Below are 15,515 nucleotides of genomic sequence, written 5' to 3' on the forward strand. Positions count from 1 at the left end.
ACCGTCGGCACACCTGCTTTTCGATTCGAGGAGTGTGTATGCGACGGCACAGCAGAATGGTTTCCGGTCTGAGCGTCATGGCTTTGGCCTTGGCGGGACTCAGCCCGACGGCTCAAGCGGCTTCCCCGGCGACACCGGCCCATCCTGACGCCGAGGTGAACGGGGTGGCCGCCGCGTTCGGACTGACCACGTCCGAAGCGAAATCCCAACTGGCCGCACAGGACGAGGCCCACCGGCTGGCCGCGTCGCTTCCGGACGGGCTGCGTGCCCGCTCCGCCGGGCAGTGGTTCGACGCCACCGCGGGCAAGCTGACCCTGGCCGTCACGAACACGGCCGACGCCGCCATGGCCAGGTCCGCCGGTGCCGAACCGCGACTGGTGTCGCGGACCAAGGCCGATCTAGACAGGACCGACGAGGCCGTCCGCGCGCTGGTCGGCGGCGGCGTCCCCGGCGTGTTCGGCTGGGGTGTCGACGTCCGGAACAACGAGGTCGGCGTCTCGGTCGACCGCTCCCGCAAGACCGCCGAGACGGAGAGTTTCCTTTCCCGGGCAAGGGATCTCGGCGTGCGCATCGCCGAAACCGGGTCTTCGCCGGGGCAGCAGGCAGGCACGATCCAGACCGGCAATCCGTGGTGGCCGGGCGGTGAAAGCAACTGTTCGGTCGGCTTCGGCGCGACCGATTCGGCGGGCGCCAAGCAGTTCCTCACCGCCGGGCATTGCACGAACGACCGCGACCAGGCCGCCTACGGCGCGTCGGGTCAGCAGAACCGGCTCGGCACGTCGAACGTCGGCGGGACGCGCAGCGTCAACGCCCGCGAAGGCGACATGGGTGTGGTCGCGGTGACGCAGTCCGGCTGGGAGCTCTCGGCGGCCGTCAACACCTGGGGAGAGCCGGCCGTCACCGTCACGGGTTCGGCCGAGGCCATGGTCGGCGATCGGGTCTGCCACTCCGGCAACACCTCGAAGTGGAAATGCGGCGAGGTGAAGTACACGCACAAATCCGTCGACTACGGCGGCGGGCTGATCATCGAAGACCTGACCTGGACGACGGCGTGTTCGCTCGGCGGCGACTCGGGCGGCGGCTGGCTGCTCGGCACCAAGGCCGTCGGCCTGCACGACGGCGGCCCGTCCAAGTGCGTGGAGAACCCGAGCGACGGCGACATGTCCCTCTTCCAGCCGGTCGTCGAAGCGCTGAACAAGTGGAATCTCACGCTGGTGACCGGAGGCGGCGGCGACACGACGGCGCCGAGCGCGCCCGGCAACGCGCGGACCACCGGCACGACGTCGAACAGTGTCTCGCTGGCCTGGGACGCGGCCACGGACAACGTCGGTGTCACCGGTTACGACGTCTACAACGGCTCGACACTGGCGACCTCCGCGACGGGCACCAGCACCACCGTGACCGGTCTCGACCCGGACACCTCCTACGCCTTCACCGTGAAGGCCCGTGACGCGGCAGGGAACGTGTCGCCCGCGAGCGGTGTCGTGTCCGTCAAGACGGCGCCAGGCAACGGCGGCGTCCGGACGCTGAGCAACGACACGGACTTCGCGATCCGCGACCACCAGCAGGTGTTCAGCCCGGTGACCTCGACCCTCACCGGACAGGCCGCGACGTCGCTCGGGATCTCGGTGACGATCCGGCACACCTGCGCCGAGGACCTCGGAGTGACGCTCCTGGATCCGAAGGGCAAGGCCTACCCGCTCAAGTACAGCGGCGGTTCGGCGTGCACGGCCTGGAACGGTGCTCGGACGTTCTCGGTGCCCGGTGCGGCGTCCCCGGCGGGCGGCAAGTGGCAACTGCGGGTCACCGACTACGGCCCCGGTGACACCGGGGTGCTCGACACCTGGTCGCTGACGCTCTAGAGCTCCGGGCAGGCGTGGGTCTCGTGAGTGGTCAAGACGGTTCTAACCGTCCTGACCACTCACGAGGCTTTAGGGCAGACGCACGACGCGCAGGAAAGCGGGCAGCAGCCACGGACGCGGACCACCGACGACGATCTTGCGCGTCAGCGCGGTACGCACCTTGCCGACCCGGTGGAACATCATCAGGTTCAGCGACGGCGGATCGAACGAGATCCGGACGTCGACCGGCCCGCCGGGCTCCTCGACCGTGACCCGGCCCCGGTGCAGCACCAGCACGACCGGAGTCGTGTAGGCCGAGCGGAACGCCACGGCGATCCGCCTTTCCCGCGGCGGCTCGTCGGTGTCGAGAAGATGCCCGACGTCGTGGGTCAGCACGCCCACCATGAAGAGCTCGAAGAACAACGCCGCGTCGGCGGGCGAGATCGTCCACGGCAGTTTCAGCGCCTCGGCGATGTCCCAGCCGTGGATCTGCAGTTCGTTGACCAGGTGCGCGAGGACACCGGCCAGCGGCACCTTCGAGTCACCGAGCCAGTCCAGCGGGGTCGCCGGGTCGGCGTCCTCGGTCACCCGCAGCACTTCCTCGATGTCGGCGAGCAGCCCTGTCACCAGCTTCCCGATGTCGCGTTCGGGAAAATCTCGCAACACCAAGGTGTTCAGCACGGAAACCGTGTCCACAGTGGTCTTTTCGATCTGTCCCTGCCCGCGGGCGTCCAGTAGCGGAGGACGGTCCGGCCGCACCAGCGACGTGTACATCTTCGCGATCATCGCGACGTGAGCGACGGTGTCGGCCGCCGTCCAGTCCGCGGTGACCCGCGCGCCCGGATCCGGAACGCGGGCCACCATTTCCGCGAATCGCGCGCCCGTCACCCGATAGGCAGTCCGTACCGATTGCCATTGATCAGCCGTGATCGCTCTGGTCACAGGGGTGATTTTATCGTGATAGGGCCGGAATTCCGTTCCGCTCTCGTGCGGTTCCGATACCTGCCGAGGCCGTAGTGACCGTACTCACTACGGAAATAAACGTGACACGCACCGACCCGCACAGGCAGACTGAACGCTGAATCAGCTTCGCCTTCGCTGTCCGTTGCCGACGCCGAAGGCGGCCCACGCGGAACCGCGCCCCTCCAGGAGCACCACACAGATGACCGAGACCATGCCCGAAACCACCCACGACCAGGAACGGGCACCGGCGCGCGCCGGGCTCCTGATCGGGGTCCTGGTCCTCTCCGCGTTCGTGATGATCCTCAACGAGACCATCCTGAGCGTCGCGCTGCGTGACCTGACCGTCGACCTCAAGGTCCCGACCACCACCGTGCAGTGGCTGACCAGCGGCTTCCTGCTCACCATGGCGGTCGTCATCCCGATCACCGGGTTCCTGCTCGAACGGTTCACCCCGCGTCAGGTCTTCCTCGCCTCGCTGACCCTGTTCAGCACCGGCACCCTGGTCAGCGCGCTCGCCCCGGGCTTCGCGCTCCTGCTGACCGGCCGGGTCATCCAGGCCTGCGGTACCGCGGTGATGCTGCCGCTGCTGATGACGACGGTGATGCGCCTGGTCCCGGTCGAGAAGCGCGGCGCCACGATGGGCACCATCACCATCGTGATCGCGGTCGCCCCCGCCATCGGCCCGACCATCGGCGGCGCGGTGCTCTCCTCGCTCGGCTGGCGCTGGATGTTCTGGATCGTGCTGCCGCTCTCGATCGCCGCCCTGGTGGTCGGCGTGCTGCGGTTGCGGCTGGACAGCGACACCCGCAAGGTGCCGCTGGACGTGCTTTCGGTGATCCTGTCCGCCCTCGGTTTCGGCGGCGTGCTGTACGGCCTCTCGACGTTCGGCGAGTCGGCGGGCGGGCACCAGCCGGTGCCGCCGTGGGTGCCGATCGCCGTCGGTGTCCTGGCGCTCGCGGTGTTCACCTGGCGCCAGTTGCGCCTGCAGAAGGAAGACCGCGCGCTGCTGGACCTGCGCCCGTTCACCCATCGCAGCTTCGTCGTGTCACTGGTGCTGACGGCGCTGCTGTTCATGTGCCTGCTCGGCGCCGCGGCGATCCTGCTTCCGCTGTACCTGCAGACGGTCCTGCACACCACCACGTTCGTCAGCGGGCTCGCGGTGCTTCCCGGCGGTCTGGTCCTCGGGCTGCTCGGCCGCCCGGTCGGCGCGCTGTACGACCGCTTCGGCCCCCGGCCCTTGGTCATCCCCGGCGCGGGCGCGATGGCGGTCTCGCTGTGGCTGTTCGCCCTGCTCGGCGCGGATTCGCCGCTGGTCGCGGTGATCGCCATCCACGTCCTCCTGATGGGCGGGCTCGGCCTGATGATGACGCCGCTGATGACCGAGTCCCTCGGTTCGCTGCCCGAGCACCTCTACTCACACGGCAGCGCGATCCTCGCCACCCTGCAGCAGCTCGCCGGCGCGCTCGGCACCGCCGTGTTCATCGCGGTCGCCACCGCGAGCACGGTCACGGCCGGGGCCGCCAGCCCCGACGCCGCAGGCATCCGCACCACGTTCATGGTCGCCGGCTGCGTCGGTGTGGCCGCGTTCGTCGGTTCGCTGTTCGTCAAGAAGAGCACCGGCACCGCCGCGGTGACCGCGCACCACTGATCCGTCTCGCGCCCGCCGTGACCTCACCGGAGGTCCGGCGGGCGTTCGGCGTTCGAGCACCTTCCGGCCGTAGGCGATGGCCGGTCGCTCGACCCACCGGCGCAGCGCGCAGGCGAACAGCAGGGCGACGCCGGTGGTCGCCGCGGCCTTGGCGAACCCGCTGGGCAGCAGCCAGCCCGTGACTCCGGCCGCGGCGGTCTGGGCGAGGTAGAGCGCGTACGAACGGTCGCCGACGAAGGTCATCGGCCTGCTCGAGAGCAAGTTCCGGATCGGGCCGGGCGAAACGACGGCCACGAGCAGCAACGCCGAGCCTGCCGCGTACACCGGGACCACGAACTGCCAGTGCCCGCCGAGCGCCTTCGCCAGCGGGCCGACGGAGAACTGAAGCACGACGAACCCACAGCCGATCGCCGTGGCGATGGCAGGCCTGGTCAGCGGCCGGAACAGGGCGAACCCGCGCGGATGATGGAGCGCCATCGCCAGCAGGCAGCCGATGACCAGCGAGCAGTAATGCACCGAAAGGCTCGCCCAGGTGTGCGACGGCGCCAGCGGCAGCGCGAACAGCACCACCCCGAGAACGGCCGCTGAGCCCAGCAGCAGGCGTAACGCCGTCTTCCCGCTTCGCGCGAAGGACGTGAGCACCAGCAGCGCGGGCCAGACGAGGTAGAACTTCTCCTCCACTCCCAGCGACCACGAAGTCGGATAGGGCGTGTTGTAGTCGACGAGTTCGTTGCCGAAGACGAGGTAGTACGGCATGGCGTCGGCGAGCCTGCTGCTCTGATACGTGCCGCCGAGCAGCACCGCGAGCGTGGTCAGCGCCAGGAGCAGGAAGTACACCGGCATGATCCGGAAGACCCGGCGAAGATAGAACCCGCGCAGCGAGATCCGGCCGGTGCGGCCCTCTTCGCGCAGGGACAGGGTGGTGATCAGGAACCCGGACAGCACGAAGAACAGTTGCACGGCGATCCAGCCCTGCAGGCGGTCCATGGCTGGACCTCCGTAGTGGAAGAACACGACGGCCACGGCGGCGAGCGCGCGCACGCCGGTGAGACCGGGGAACCACGAAGAGGCCAGGTAGTCGGCGTGGCCGAGTGGCTGCCACCAGGAGCGGTGCGAAGGGGCGGACATGCCCCGTAGGTTCGGGCCCGGACGCTGAACCGAAGCTTAAGGAAGCTGAAGACGTCTTAAGCTTCCGCCGACGGCAGGCGCACGACGAAGCGAGCACCGCCGTCGTGATCGGCGATCTCGACGGTGCCGCCGTGGGCCTGGGCGATCTCGGCGACGATCGCCAGCCCGAGGCCCGCTCCGCCGTCGTCGCGCGCTCGTCCGTCGTCCAGCCGCACGAAGCGGTCGAACACCCGCTCGCGATCCGCGGCGGGGATGCCGGGCCCGTCGTCGGTCACCGTCAGCACGCCGAATCCGTCCACTGTGGACGCAGCCACGCCGACGCCGGTGCGGGTGTGGCGTTGCGCGTTGTCCACCAGGTTGCGCAGCAGCCGTTCCAGCCTGCCCCGGTTGCCGAGGACCGTCGGGTCTCCCGCAATCTCGGCACGGACACCCTGCCGCCCGGAGAGGCAGGATTCGACCACTTCGGACAGTCGCACCGGCGCGAGCCGTTCCGGTCCGGCGTTGTCCAGCTTGCCGAGCAGGACGAGATCGCCGACGAGGTCCTGCAGCCGGGTGACGTCGAGGAGGGCGTTTCGGCAGGCTTCGCGCCAGTCCAGCCTGTCCGGATGCGCGAGCAGCACTTCCAGCTGGGTGCGCAGGGAAGCCAGCGGGGTGCGCAGTTCGTGCGACGCGTCCGAGGTGAAGCGGCTCTGCCGGGTGACCGCGGTGTCCAGGCGGCCGAGCATCGTGTTCATCGTTTCGGCCAGCTTCGCGATCTCGTCGGCGCTGTCCGGCGCCGGGACCCGGCGGGAGAGGTCGTGCGCGCCGATCTCCGCGACTTCGGACCGGATCGCCTCGACCGGGCGCAGCGACCGGCGTACCGCGAACCACGCGATCGCCCCGATCAGCAGCGCGATCACCGGGACACCCGCCAGCAGCGTCGTGCGCACCGCATCGAGCGCCGCCTGTCCCGACTCGTCGACGATGGCGGCGCCGTAGACCCGGTACTTGCTGTCGCCGCTGAAAGTGGCCGCCACGTGCAGCCGGAGTCCGTTTCTCTCCGGATCTTCCCCGAGCGCACTCGCGCAGCCGACGGACTCCTGCCTGGCGAGGTCGACGGCGCCAGGCTTGAGGTTCTGGACACTGTCGCCGTACTCGAAGCCCCCGTCCGGGACGATCGTCCCGAAACGCAGGCCGGGGCAGGACGCGACCCGCTCGCCGGTCTGGGTGGTCACCTCGTAGATCGAAGCCTGCACGAGGAGCCGCAGATCGGCCGGTGCGGCGCCGGTGTTCAGCACCTGGACGACCGCGGTCGCGCGCTCCCTCGCCACCTGCGCGGCGCCGCTGCCCAGCCGGTTCTGGGCATCGAGCACCAGCCACGCCGAAACGACCGCCAGAGCGATGATCGACGCCAGGAAAGCGGTCAGCGCGACCCGGAATCGGGTGGTCCGCCAGAACCTACGCACCGGAACCCACCACGTGATAGCCGGCGCCGCGGACCGTCCGGATCGTCTCCGCCCCGAACGGCAGGTCGATCTTGCGCCGCAGCGCGCTCATGTGGACCTCCACCAGGTTCGCGGTCGCCGACGCCGCGAAGTCCCACAGGTTCTCCAGCAGCTCGGCCTTGGTGACCACTTCGCCCTGCCGTTTCATGAGGTACGCCAGCAGCGCGAACTCCTTGGTGGTCAACGGGATCTCGGCCGTGCCGCGACGGCAGGTGTGACTCGCCTGGTCGAGTTCGAGGTCGCCGAGCCGCAGCGTTCCCGGCCGGATCGCTCCCCCGCGCCGGATCAGCGCCCGCAGCCGGGAGAGCAGGACGCCGTAGGAGAACGGCTTCGGCAGGAAGTCGTCGGCGCCGGTGTCCAGCGCCTCGATCTCGTCGTCCTCGCCGTCTTTCGCGGTCAGCATGAGGATCGGGGTGTTGTCGCCGCGTTCGCGCAGCTTCCGGCAGACGCGGTAGCCGTTGAGCCCGGGCAGCATGATGTCGAGGATCATCGCGGAATACGGATGTTCGGCGGCGTACCAAAGCGCGTCACGGCCGTTGTGAGCGACGTCCACGGCATAGCCCTCGGCACTCAGCCCCGCCCGCAGCGACTCGGCCAGCCGTCGCTCGTCCTCGACGAGCAAGATCCTCATCCGCTCACGATCCCATACGGCCCGGTCGCACTTGGTCACCGCGCCGGGCACAATTGCCCTCATGAGCGGGTGACACCGTTGCCACCATTCCGTCATGCCCGCCAACCGCCGCCGCGCGGCGCTCGTAGTGGCGCTCGCCGCCGTCCTCGTCGCCGGATGTTCCGCCGAACCCGAACCGCCGCCCGCGTACCGGCTCAGCGGCGACGACGCGTGCGGGGCGGTGAACCCGGCGGATTTCGAAGCTCTCACCCGCGCCACGGCGTCGAAAACGCCGAGCAAACTCGTCGCCGGACTCGACGGCGGCAACTGCAAGATGGAATTCGACGGTTCCGGCGGCTACGCCACGCTGACGACGTTCATCGCGATTCACCCGTCGGGTGAGCCCGCCGCGAAGGCCATGTACGACGACTTCCGGAAGGGCGATGGCGAGCGCTCGGGCGCCGGTACCGACATCACCGTGTCCGACGTCGAGGGCCTCGGCACCGCCGCGTACCTCTACCGGCAGCACGACGACAAGAAGCCCTGGACCGCCGACGAACTCTGGCTCTACAAGTACGACATCCGGCACGGTTCGCTGGTGCTCACGGTCTCGGGAAGCGGCTACGCGCGCGAAGTCGCCGGCTGGCCCGCCACGGAAGAGGACATGAAGGCCAAGGTCAGGAAGAACGCCGAAGAGACCATGAAAGCGCTCAAGCCCTGACCGCCGCGCGCCCCTACCTCGTGAGTGGTGAGGACGGTTCTAACCGTCGTTACCACTCACGAGTCTTGGACCTGCTCGGTTCAGGGTTCCGTGCCCGCTTGAGGTACGTGAAGGCCCCCTTCATTGCGCTAGGCGCAATGAAGGGGGCCTTCACGTACTGCGGAAGGGGTCCTTCACACGCTGCCGCTACGCCTGCGGTGCGTCTGGGGCGGGTGTGGCGGTAGGCAGGAATCCAGTAGGTACCTAAGACACTTTTGGCACTGACCGTCCTTACCACTCACGAGGGTTCAGGCCTCTCCTTGCGCCGCACCGGTGATGTTGCGGACCATGCCGCCGAAGACGACACCGTGGAACGGCGCGATCCCCTTCCAGTACGCGTGCCCGGCCAGGCCGTGCGGCTCGAACACCGCCCGCTGCCGGTAGACCGTCCCACCGTCCTCATCGGACTCGACGCTGAGTTCGAGCCACGCGCGCCCCGGCAGCTTCATCTCCGCCCGCAGCCGCAGCAGGCGCGGCCGGTCGAGGTATTCGACGCGCCACCAGTCCAGCGCCTCGCCGAGATGCAGCCGCCGCGGATCCCGCCGCCCGCGCCGCAGCCCGACACCGCCGACCAGCCTGTCGGCCCAGCCGCGGACCGACCACGCCAGCGGGAACGAGTACCAGCCGTGTTCCCCGCCGATGGACTCGATGACGTCCCACAGCGCTTCCGGGGAGGCGTCCGTCTTCTGCTCGCGTTTGTCCTCGTAGACGGTCCCGCCCGCCCAGTCCGGGTCGCTCGGCAGCGGATCCGAGGGCGCGGACGCCGTCGACGCGTCCGACCAGCGGGTCGGCACGTCGGCGTTGCGGGTCCGGGTCAGCGCCAGTTCGACGGCGTGTTCGTAGTGGGTCAGCCCCGCTTCCGGATCCGGGATGTGGTCGGCGATCGCGTGGTCGTGACAGATCACCTCGTGCACGAGCGATTCGATCAGCGGTACGGCGATCGACTTCGGCACCGGCGTGACCAGGTTGACCCACTGCGCGGACAGCCACGGGGTCAGCACCGGCACGGGCACGACCGCGCGCCTCGGCAGGCCGGAGACCACGGCGTAGCGGCGCATCATGTCCACATAGGTCAGGACGTCGGGGCCGCCGATGTCGAAGGCGCCGTTCACCTCGGACGGCAGGTCGGCGGCGTGCACGAGGTAGTGCAGCACGTCCCGGATCGCGATCGGCTGGATGCGGTTGCGCACCCAGCGCGGGGTGATCATCGCCGGGAGCCGCTCGGTGAGGTAGCGCAGCATCTCGAAGCTCGCCGAGCCCGAGCCGATGATCACCGCGGCCTGCAGGACGAGGGCGGGCACCCCGGAGTCCAGCAGGACCCGGCCCACTTCGGCACGGGAAGCCAGGTGCGGCGACAACTCCTCGTCGTCCGGCACGATGCCGCCCAGGTACACCAGCCGCCGCACGCCCGCCGTCTTCGCGGCCTCGGCGACCGTCCGCGCCGCCTCCCTGTCGACCTCGACGAAATCCTTGCGCGCCAAGGAATGCACGAGGTAGTAGACGACCTCGCAGTCGGTCAGCGCCGTCTCGATCGAGGCGGGCTCGGTGACGTCACCGCGTTCGACCTCGACGCGGTCACGCCACGGCTCCTCGGCGACCTTCTCCGGGGAGCGCGCCACCACGCGGACCTCGTGGCCCGCGTCGAGCAGCTGCGGCACCAGCCGTCCGCCTACATAACCCGTCGCTCCGAGCACCACGCATCGCATTCCCCGAGTGTTCCCGGCGAAGACGCGTCGCGCAGTCCGAGTGACCCCGTCAGGGGGCCAGCCGCCCGCGGACCTCCACGGTCGCGGCGATGCTGCTGCGGAGGAACCGGGCGACCGTCCGCCGCTCGTCCTCCCCCATGTCCCGCCACGCCGCCGCATAGCGCTCGCCGAGGGGAAGGAAGAACTCGGCACCGATCTGCCGTGCCTGGTCGTGCATCCGCAACTCGACCTTCCGCCGGTCGGTGGCGCTCCGGTCCCGGTACAGGTGCCCGGCCCGCTCCAGCCGGTCCAGCACCGACGTCGTCGCCGACGCGCTCAGGTGCAGGGCGCTCGCGAGCCTGCTCGGGCTCATCGGCGCCCCCATCCTGGCCGCGTCCATGATCACCGCGAGCGCGTTGAGGTCGGTCCGGTGCAGGCCGTGCGCCTCGCCGAACATCTCGGCGAACCGATCCGACTCGACGGTCAGCTGGCGCAACAGAAGAACGAGCACGTCGTCGGTCACCCGTTCGACGTCTTCAGCGCCCTCAGTGCCCTCAGTGCCCTCAGCCATGTCCGAAACCTCCCCTCCTGTTGCCCCGTCCTGGTGACCACTCTACTATTTCGATGGTCGAACTATTCACTCGTCGAAGTAGCACTGCCACGGGAGCCATCCGTCCATGATCTCGGAAGTCGAACACCCCACCAGCACGCGGTCACGTCTGCGGTGGCTGCTCCCCGCCCTCGTCGCGGTCGCCTGGCTGATCTTCGGCGGGTTCAGCGGCCCGTTCGCGGGCAAGCTGAGCCAGGTCACGGAGAACGACAGCAGCAGTTTTCTGCCCGCGTCGGCCGAAGCGACCGAGGTCGGCGAGCTGCAGAAGCAGTTCTCCAGCGCCGCCGTCATCCCGGCGATCGTCGTCGCGGAGCGACCGTCGGGCCTGACCGAGGGCGACAAACGGTTCCTCGCCGACAGGACGTCGAACGCACGGCTCATCCCCGCGCCGGAGAGCAACGCCGGCGCGCAGGTCGTCGTGCTCATGGACGCCACGAACGATCCCGGGGACGGCGTCGAAGCGCTGCGGGACTCGCTCGCCCGTGACACCCCCGACGGGTTGAAAGTGCTCGTGACCGGCCCCGCCGCCCAGGTCGCCGACCTCAAGGAGGCTTTCGGCGGGATCGACGGGCTGCTGCTCCTGGTCGCGGGCGCGGTGGTCGCGCTCATCCTGATCATCGTCTACCGAAGCCCGCTTCTCCCCTTGCTCGTCCTGCTGTCGGCGGTGTTCGCGCTGGGAACCGCGAGTCTCGCGGTGTACCTGCTCGCGGATCACGACGTGCTGGCGTTGAACGGGCAGAGTCAGGGAATCCTGTTCATTCTCGTCTTCGGCGCCGCCACCGACTACGCGCTCCTGATGATTTCGCGCTATCGCGAAGAACTCCGGACGACCGACGACGCCCGCTCCGCGCTCCGCACGGCCTGGCGATCGACCATCGAACCGATCGCGGCCTCGGCCGGGACCGTGATCCTCGGCGTCCTCTGTCTCTTGTTCAGCGACCTGAACTCCAACAAGGGCCTCGGCCCGGTCGCGGCCATCGGCATCGGCGCCGCCTTCCTCACGACCATCACGTTCCTGCCCGCCGTCCTGGCCTTGTGCGGACGCAACGCCTTCTGGCCCTTCCGCCCGGCGGTGGCGCCGCCGAAGGAGGAGACCGGCGGGCTCTGGGGCCGCGTCGCGGGCTGGATCTCCCGCGCGCCGCGCACGGTCTGGATCGTCACGACCGTCGTCCTGCTCGCGGGCGGCGCGTTCCTGCCGCAGCTCAAGGCTTCCGGCACCGCGCAGTCCGACGTCTTCCTCACGCCGGTCGATTCCGTCGCGGGACAGGAAGTCCTCTCCCGCTACTTCCCCGGCGGCTCCGGCTCCCCGACGGTGATCATCGCTCCGGCCGGCCAGTCCCAAGCGGTCACCACGCTGGCGCGCGTCCCCGGTGTTTACGATGTCCGTCAAAGTGGCGAAGCGGGCGGGCTCGCGAAGATCGACGCGGTGCTGGCCGATCCCCCGGACTCCGATGCCGCCGTCGCGACGGTCGAACGGATCCGCGAAGCCGTGCATCCCGTCGACGACACCAAGGTCGGCGGGCCGACGGCGACCCTGCTCGACACCAGGGACACCTCCGAACACGACCGCATGATCATCATCCCGATCGTCCTGGTGGTGATCTTCCTCGTACTCGCCCTGCTGCTGCGCTCACTGCTCGCGCCGCTGCTGCTGATCGGCACGGTGGTGCTGTCCTTCGCCGCCACGATGGGTGTCTCGGCGCTGGTGTTCAACCACGTCTTCGACTTCCCCGGCGCCGACCCTGTCGTCCCCCTGTTCGGCTTCGTCTTCCTTGTGGCACTGGGGATCGACTACAACATCTTCCTGATGACCCGGGTCCGGGAAGAGGCGGGCAGAATCGGTACGCGCGACGGGACACTGCGCGGGCTGCGCGTCACCGGCGGGGTGATCACATCCGCGGGCGTTGTACTCGCAGCGACCTTCGCCGCGCTGGCCGTTCTGCCCATCCTCTTCCTGGCTCAGCTGGCTTTCATCGTCGCGTTCGGCGTTCTGCTCGATACGCTTCTGGTGCGGTCACTGCTGGTACCGGCGCTGGCGGTGGACGTCGGACGGAAGATCTGGTGGCCGTCGAAGCTGGCGAAGACCGGCCGGGAATGAACGCGGCGATCGCCAGCGCGACGAGCGCGGTCGCCGAACCGAGTCCCATGATCAACCGGAAGCCGCCCTGGGACGACACCTGGACCGGGCCGAAGGAGACGGTCAGCTGCGCGAGGATCACGCCCGCGACGGCGCTGGAGACCGAAGTACCGATCGCGCGCATCAGGGTGTTGAGACTGTTCGCGGCCGCCGTCTCCGAAACCGGGACCGCGCCCATGATCAGCGCGGGCATCGCACCGTACGCGAGCCCGATGCCCGCGCCGATCGTGGCGGACACCAGCACGAGATGCCACACGCTCGCCATCAGGACAGTGCCGAGGCCGTAGCCCGCGGCGACCACGAGCGCGCCGAGCATCAGCGTCACCTTGGGGCCGCGCGCTTTCGTGATCCGCGCGGACAGCGGGGCGGTCAGCATCATCACGACCCCGGACGGCACCAGCACCAGGCCGGTGACCAGCATGGTCTGCCCCAGTCCGTAGCCGGTCGCCGCGGGCAGCTGCAGGATCTGCGGCAGCACCAGCGACTGCGCGAACATGGCGAACGCGAACACGATCGACGTCAGGTTCGTCAGCAGGACCTGCCGCCGGACGGTCGTCCGCAGATCCACCAGCGGCCGGGCCGTCCGCAGTTCCCAACCGCCCCACAGCAGCAGGACGAGCGCGGCGGCCCCGAACAGGCCCAGGGTCCGCCCGCTCGCCCAGCCCCACTGCGCGCCCTTCGAGATCGCCAGCAGCAGGCAGACCAGCGCGGTGGAGAGTCCCGCCGCGCCGACGAGATCGAACCGGCCGCCGCTGCGCACACTCGATTCGGGGACGAAAGCCAGCACGAGCGCGGTCACGATCGCACCGAGCCCGGCCGCGGTCCAGAACAGCAGATGCCAGTCGGCGTTCTCGGCGAGCAACGCCGACGCTGGCAGGCCGAGGGCACCGCCGACGCCGAGTGACGCGCTCATGGTCGCGGTCGCCGAAGCGAGCCTTTCGGCCGGGAGTTCGTCGCGCATGATGCTGATCCCGAGCGGGATCACCCCGGCCGCGAAGCCTTGCAGCACCCGGCCGGCGACCATCGGGACCAGCGTGTCGCTGAGCCCGGCGACGACCGAACCGGCGATCAGCATGCCGAGGCTGACCAGCAGCATCCGCCGCTTCCCGTACATGTCGCCGAGCCTGCCGACAACCGGCGTCGCGACCGCGCTCGCGAGCAACGTGGCCGTGATGACCCAGGTCGCGTCGGCGGGCGACGTGTCGAGGAGTTCCGGCAGCTTCGGGATCAGCGGGATGACCAGGGTCTGCATCAGCGAGACCACGATCCCGCCCAGCGCTAGCACCACCACGACCACTTGAGGGCGTGGCACGGGCTGAGTCATACGAGGCCTCCGGGCAGATCGGGAACGAACTTCTCCAACTTAAGTCAGTTGATTGACTTATGCCAACAGTCCGGGCACTGTGTGCATCACGCGCCCACCACGCCGAAGGAGCCCTTGATGACGCTGCCGAGCTTCCCGTTCCCGACCGAGGCGGCCCTGGCGCCGCCCGCGGAATGGGCCGAGTTCCGCTCGAAGTGCCCGGTCGCCAAAGTCACCCTCGCCAGCGGCGACGAAGCGGCTCTGATCACGCGCTACGCGGACGTCAAACAGGTCCTGTCCGATCCGCGATTCACCAGGCCGACCCCGGCGGACAACGCGGCGAGGGTCGCGGACACAGAATCGGGCGGGGTCTTCAACAGCGAGATGGCCGGCGTGATCCCCCAGCACGGCGAAGCGCACCTGAAGTGGCGCCGGATGCTCGGGAAGTGGTTCACCGCCAAGCGGATGACCGCGCTGCGGCCGCGCATGGAGGCGATGGCCGTCCAGCTGATCGACGAGATGGTCGCGAAGGGCGAACCCGCGGATCTCAAGGCGGGCCTGGCCTTTCCGCTGCCCGTGTGGGTCATCTGCGACATGCTCGGCGTCCCGGACACCGACCGGGAACGATTCGCCCACTGGTCCGACGTGATGCTCAGCATGACCCGCTACACGCAGGCGGAATTCGACGTCGCGCAGGCGGAATTCGGCCGGTACATGGGCGGGCACATCGCGGCCAAGCGGGCGGAGCCCGGCGAAGACATCCTGAGCGCGCTCATCACCGACACAGACGCAGACGGCGAACGCTGGTCCGACGCGCTGCTCGTCGCGACCGGGATCGGCCTGCTGATCGCCGGGCACGAGACCACCGCGAACATGATCGCGAAGATGGTGGCGATGCTGCTGGAGGACCGCGGCCGCTGGGAAGCGCTGCTCGCGGACCGGTCCCTGATCCGCACCGCCGTCGAGGAATCCCTTCGCATGGACGCCAACGCGGGTATCGGCATGTCGCGTTTCCTCACCGAGGATTTCGAGGTCGGCGGGACCACTTTGCCGTCGGGCACCACCGCGATGTGCAGCATGGCTTCGGCCAACCGGGACGAAGACGCGTTCGAAGCCGCGGCCGACATGGCGCTCGACCGCAGCCCGAACCCGCATCTGGCGTTCGGCGCCGGCGCGCACGCGTGCCTCGGACAGCCGCTCGCCCGTACCGAACTCCAGGTCGTCCTCGGTGTCCTGCTGGAGAAACTGCCAACGCTGGAACTCGCCGTCGCGGCGGCCGACCTGCGCAAGGTCGAAGGGCTCGCCGTCGGCGGACTGCGGGAACTGCCCGTGCGATGGTGATGCCC

At 69.3% G+C, this 15,515-nt stretch carries 10 protein-coding genes and 2 pseudogenes; 5 read left to right on the plus strand and 7 right to left on the minus strand.

Annotated elements, in window-relative coordinates; genetic code table 11:
• The first annotated feature begins 38 nt into the window (after window positions 1-38).
• Window positions 39-1,862 carry a fibronectin type III domain-containing protein gene (locus ACZ6YV_RS21905; RefSeq protein ID WP_465511381.1) on the plus strand — a complete coding sequence of 608 codons (1,824 nt, stop codon included), beginning with the start codon at window positions 39-41 and terminating at the stop codon, window positions 1,860-1,862.
• Between the two features lie 69 nt (window positions 1,863-1,931).
• Here the strand turns inward: ACZ6YV_RS21905 and ACZ6YV_RS21910 are convergent, their stop codons facing one another.
• Window positions 1,932-2,705, minus strand: a complete 774-nt coding sequence (locus ACZ6YV_RS21910) for a maleylpyruvate isomerase N-terminal domain-containing protein (RefSeq protein WP_465511603.1) — start codon at window positions 2,703-2,705, stop codon at window positions 1,932-1,934.
• A gap of 298 nt (window positions 2,706-3,003) precedes the next feature.
• Between ACZ6YV_RS21910 and ACZ6YV_RS21915 the strand changes: the two genes are divergently transcribed.
• Window positions 3,004-4,452 (plus strand): DHA2 family efflux MFS transporter permease subunit, encoded by a 1,449-nt coding sequence (locus ACZ6YV_RS21915; RefSeq protein ID WP_465511382.1) that lies wholly within the window; start codon window positions 3,004-3,006, stop codon window positions 4,450-4,452.
• A 162-nt stretch (window positions 4,453-4,614) separates the two neighbouring features.
• On the opposite strand, the pseudogene ACZ6YV_RS21920 reads toward ACZ6YV_RS21915, so the two are convergent.
• From ACZ6YV_RS21920 to ACZ6YV_RS21930, 3 genes and pseudogenes are all read right to left on the minus strand, one after another.
• Window positions 4,615-5,580: pseudogene (locus ACZ6YV_RS21920) on the minus strand (acyltransferase family protein); the annotation flags it as partial.
• Between the two features lie 56 nt (window positions 5,581-5,636).
• Window positions 5,637-7,025: an ATP-binding protein gene (locus ACZ6YV_RS21925; protein WP_465511383.1), complete on the minus strand. Its 1,389-nt coding sequence runs from the start codon at window positions 7,023-7,025 to the stop codon at window positions 5,637-5,639.
• The gene (locus ACZ6YV_RS21930) at window positions 7,018-7,695 is read right to left on the minus strand and encodes a response regulator transcription factor (RefSeq protein ID WP_465511384.1); all 678 of its coding nucleotides are present in this window, start codon (window positions 7,693-7,695) and stop codon (window positions 7,018-7,020) included. The genes ACZ6YV_RS21925 and ACZ6YV_RS21930 overlap by 8 nt, the downstream gene beginning before the upstream one ends.
• A gap of 94 nt (window positions 7,696-7,789) precedes the next feature.
• On the opposite strand from ACZ6YV_RS21930, the gene ACZ6YV_RS21935 reads away from it, so the two are divergent.
• Complete coding sequence (locus ACZ6YV_RS21935; RefSeq protein WP_465511385.1) at window positions 7,790-8,395, plus strand: hypothetical protein; 606 nt, start codon at window positions 7,790-7,792, stop codon at window positions 8,393-8,395.
• A 287-nt stretch (window positions 8,396-8,682) separates the two neighbouring features.
• On the opposite strand, the gene ACZ6YV_RS21940 is transcribed toward ACZ6YV_RS21935, so the two are convergent.
• The gene (locus ACZ6YV_RS21940) at window positions 8,683-10,140 is read right to left on the minus strand and encodes an SDR family oxidoreductase (RefSeq protein ID WP_465511386.1); all 1,458 of its coding nucleotides are present in this window, start codon (window positions 10,138-10,140) and stop codon (window positions 8,683-8,685) included.
• A gap of 49 nt (window positions 10,141-10,189) precedes the next feature.
• Window positions 10,190-10,690, minus strand: a complete 501-nt coding sequence (locus tag ACZ6YV_RS21945; RefSeq protein WP_465511387.1) for a MarR family winged helix-turn-helix transcriptional regulator — start codon at window positions 10,688-10,690, stop codon at window positions 10,190-10,192.
• A 106-nt stretch (window positions 10,691-10,796) separates the two neighbouring features.
• Here ACZ6YV_RS21945 and ACZ6YV_RS21950 point away from each other — a divergent pair, with 106 nt between their 5' ends.
• Complete coding sequence (locus tag ACZ6YV_RS21950) at window positions 10,797-12,827, plus strand: MMPL family transporter (RefSeq protein WP_465511388.1); 2,031 nt, start codon at window positions 10,797-10,799, stop codon at window positions 12,825-12,827.
• Here ACZ6YV_RS21950 and ACZ6YV_RS21955 read toward each other — a convergent pair.
• Window positions 12,772-14,190 (minus strand): annotated as a pseudogene (locus ACZ6YV_RS21955) (MFS transporter); the annotation flags it as partial. The gene ACZ6YV_RS21950 and the pseudogene ACZ6YV_RS21955 sit on opposite strands and share 56 nt — an antisense overlap.
• Before the next feature lie 117 nt (window positions 14,191-14,307).
• Between ACZ6YV_RS21955 and ACZ6YV_RS21960 the strand changes: the two are divergent.
• Complete coding sequence (locus ACZ6YV_RS21960) at window positions 14,308-15,510, plus strand: cytochrome P450 (RefSeq protein ID WP_465511389.1); 1,203 nt, start codon at window positions 14,308-14,310, stop codon at window positions 15,508-15,510.
• The last annotated feature ends 5 nt before the right edge of the window (window positions 15,511-15,515 follow it).

It is taken from the genome of Amycolatopsis sp. NPDC102522 (assembly GCF_055584485.1).

What these genes read in the sequence shown, in the direction of transcription:
- ACZ6YV_RS21905 (WP_465511381.1), top strand. Translation starts at nt 39, where the DNA reads ATGCGACGGCACAGCAGAATGGTTTCCGGTCTGAGCGTCATGGCTTTG.
- ACZ6YV_RS21910 (WP_465511603.1), bottom strand. Translation starts at nt 2,705, where the DNA reads ATGGTGGCCCGCGTTCCGGATCCGGGCGCGCGGGTCACCGCGGACTGG.
- ACZ6YV_RS21915 (WP_465511382.1), top strand. Translation starts at nt 3,004, where the DNA reads ATGACCGAGACCATGCCCGAAACCACCCACGACCAGGAACGGGCACCG.
- ACZ6YV_RS21930 (WP_465511384.1), bottom strand. Translation starts at nt 7,695, where the DNA reads ATGAGGATCTTGCTCGTCGAGGACGAGCGACGGCTGGCCGAGTCGCTG.
- ACZ6YV_RS21935 (WP_465511385.1), top strand. Translation starts at nt 7,790, where the DNA reads ATGCCCGCCAACCGCCGCCGCGCGGCGCTCGTAGTGGCGCTCGCCGCC.
- ACZ6YV_RS21940 (WP_465511386.1), bottom strand. Translation starts at nt 10,140, where the DNA reads ATGCGATGCGTGGTGCTCGGAGCGACGGGTTATGTAGGCGGACGGCTG.
- ACZ6YV_RS21945 (WP_465511387.1), bottom strand. Translation starts at nt 10,690, where the DNA reads ATGGCTGAGGGCACTGAGGGCACTGAGGGCGCTGAAGACGTCGAACGG.
- ACZ6YV_RS21950 (WP_465511388.1), top strand. Translation starts at nt 10,797, where the DNA reads ATGATCTCGGAAGTCGAACACCCCACCAGCACGCGGTCACGTCTGCGG.
- ACZ6YV_RS21960 (WP_465511389.1), top strand. Translation starts at nt 14,308, where the DNA reads ATGACGCTGCCGAGCTTCCCGTTCCCGACCGAGGCGGCCCTGGCGCCG.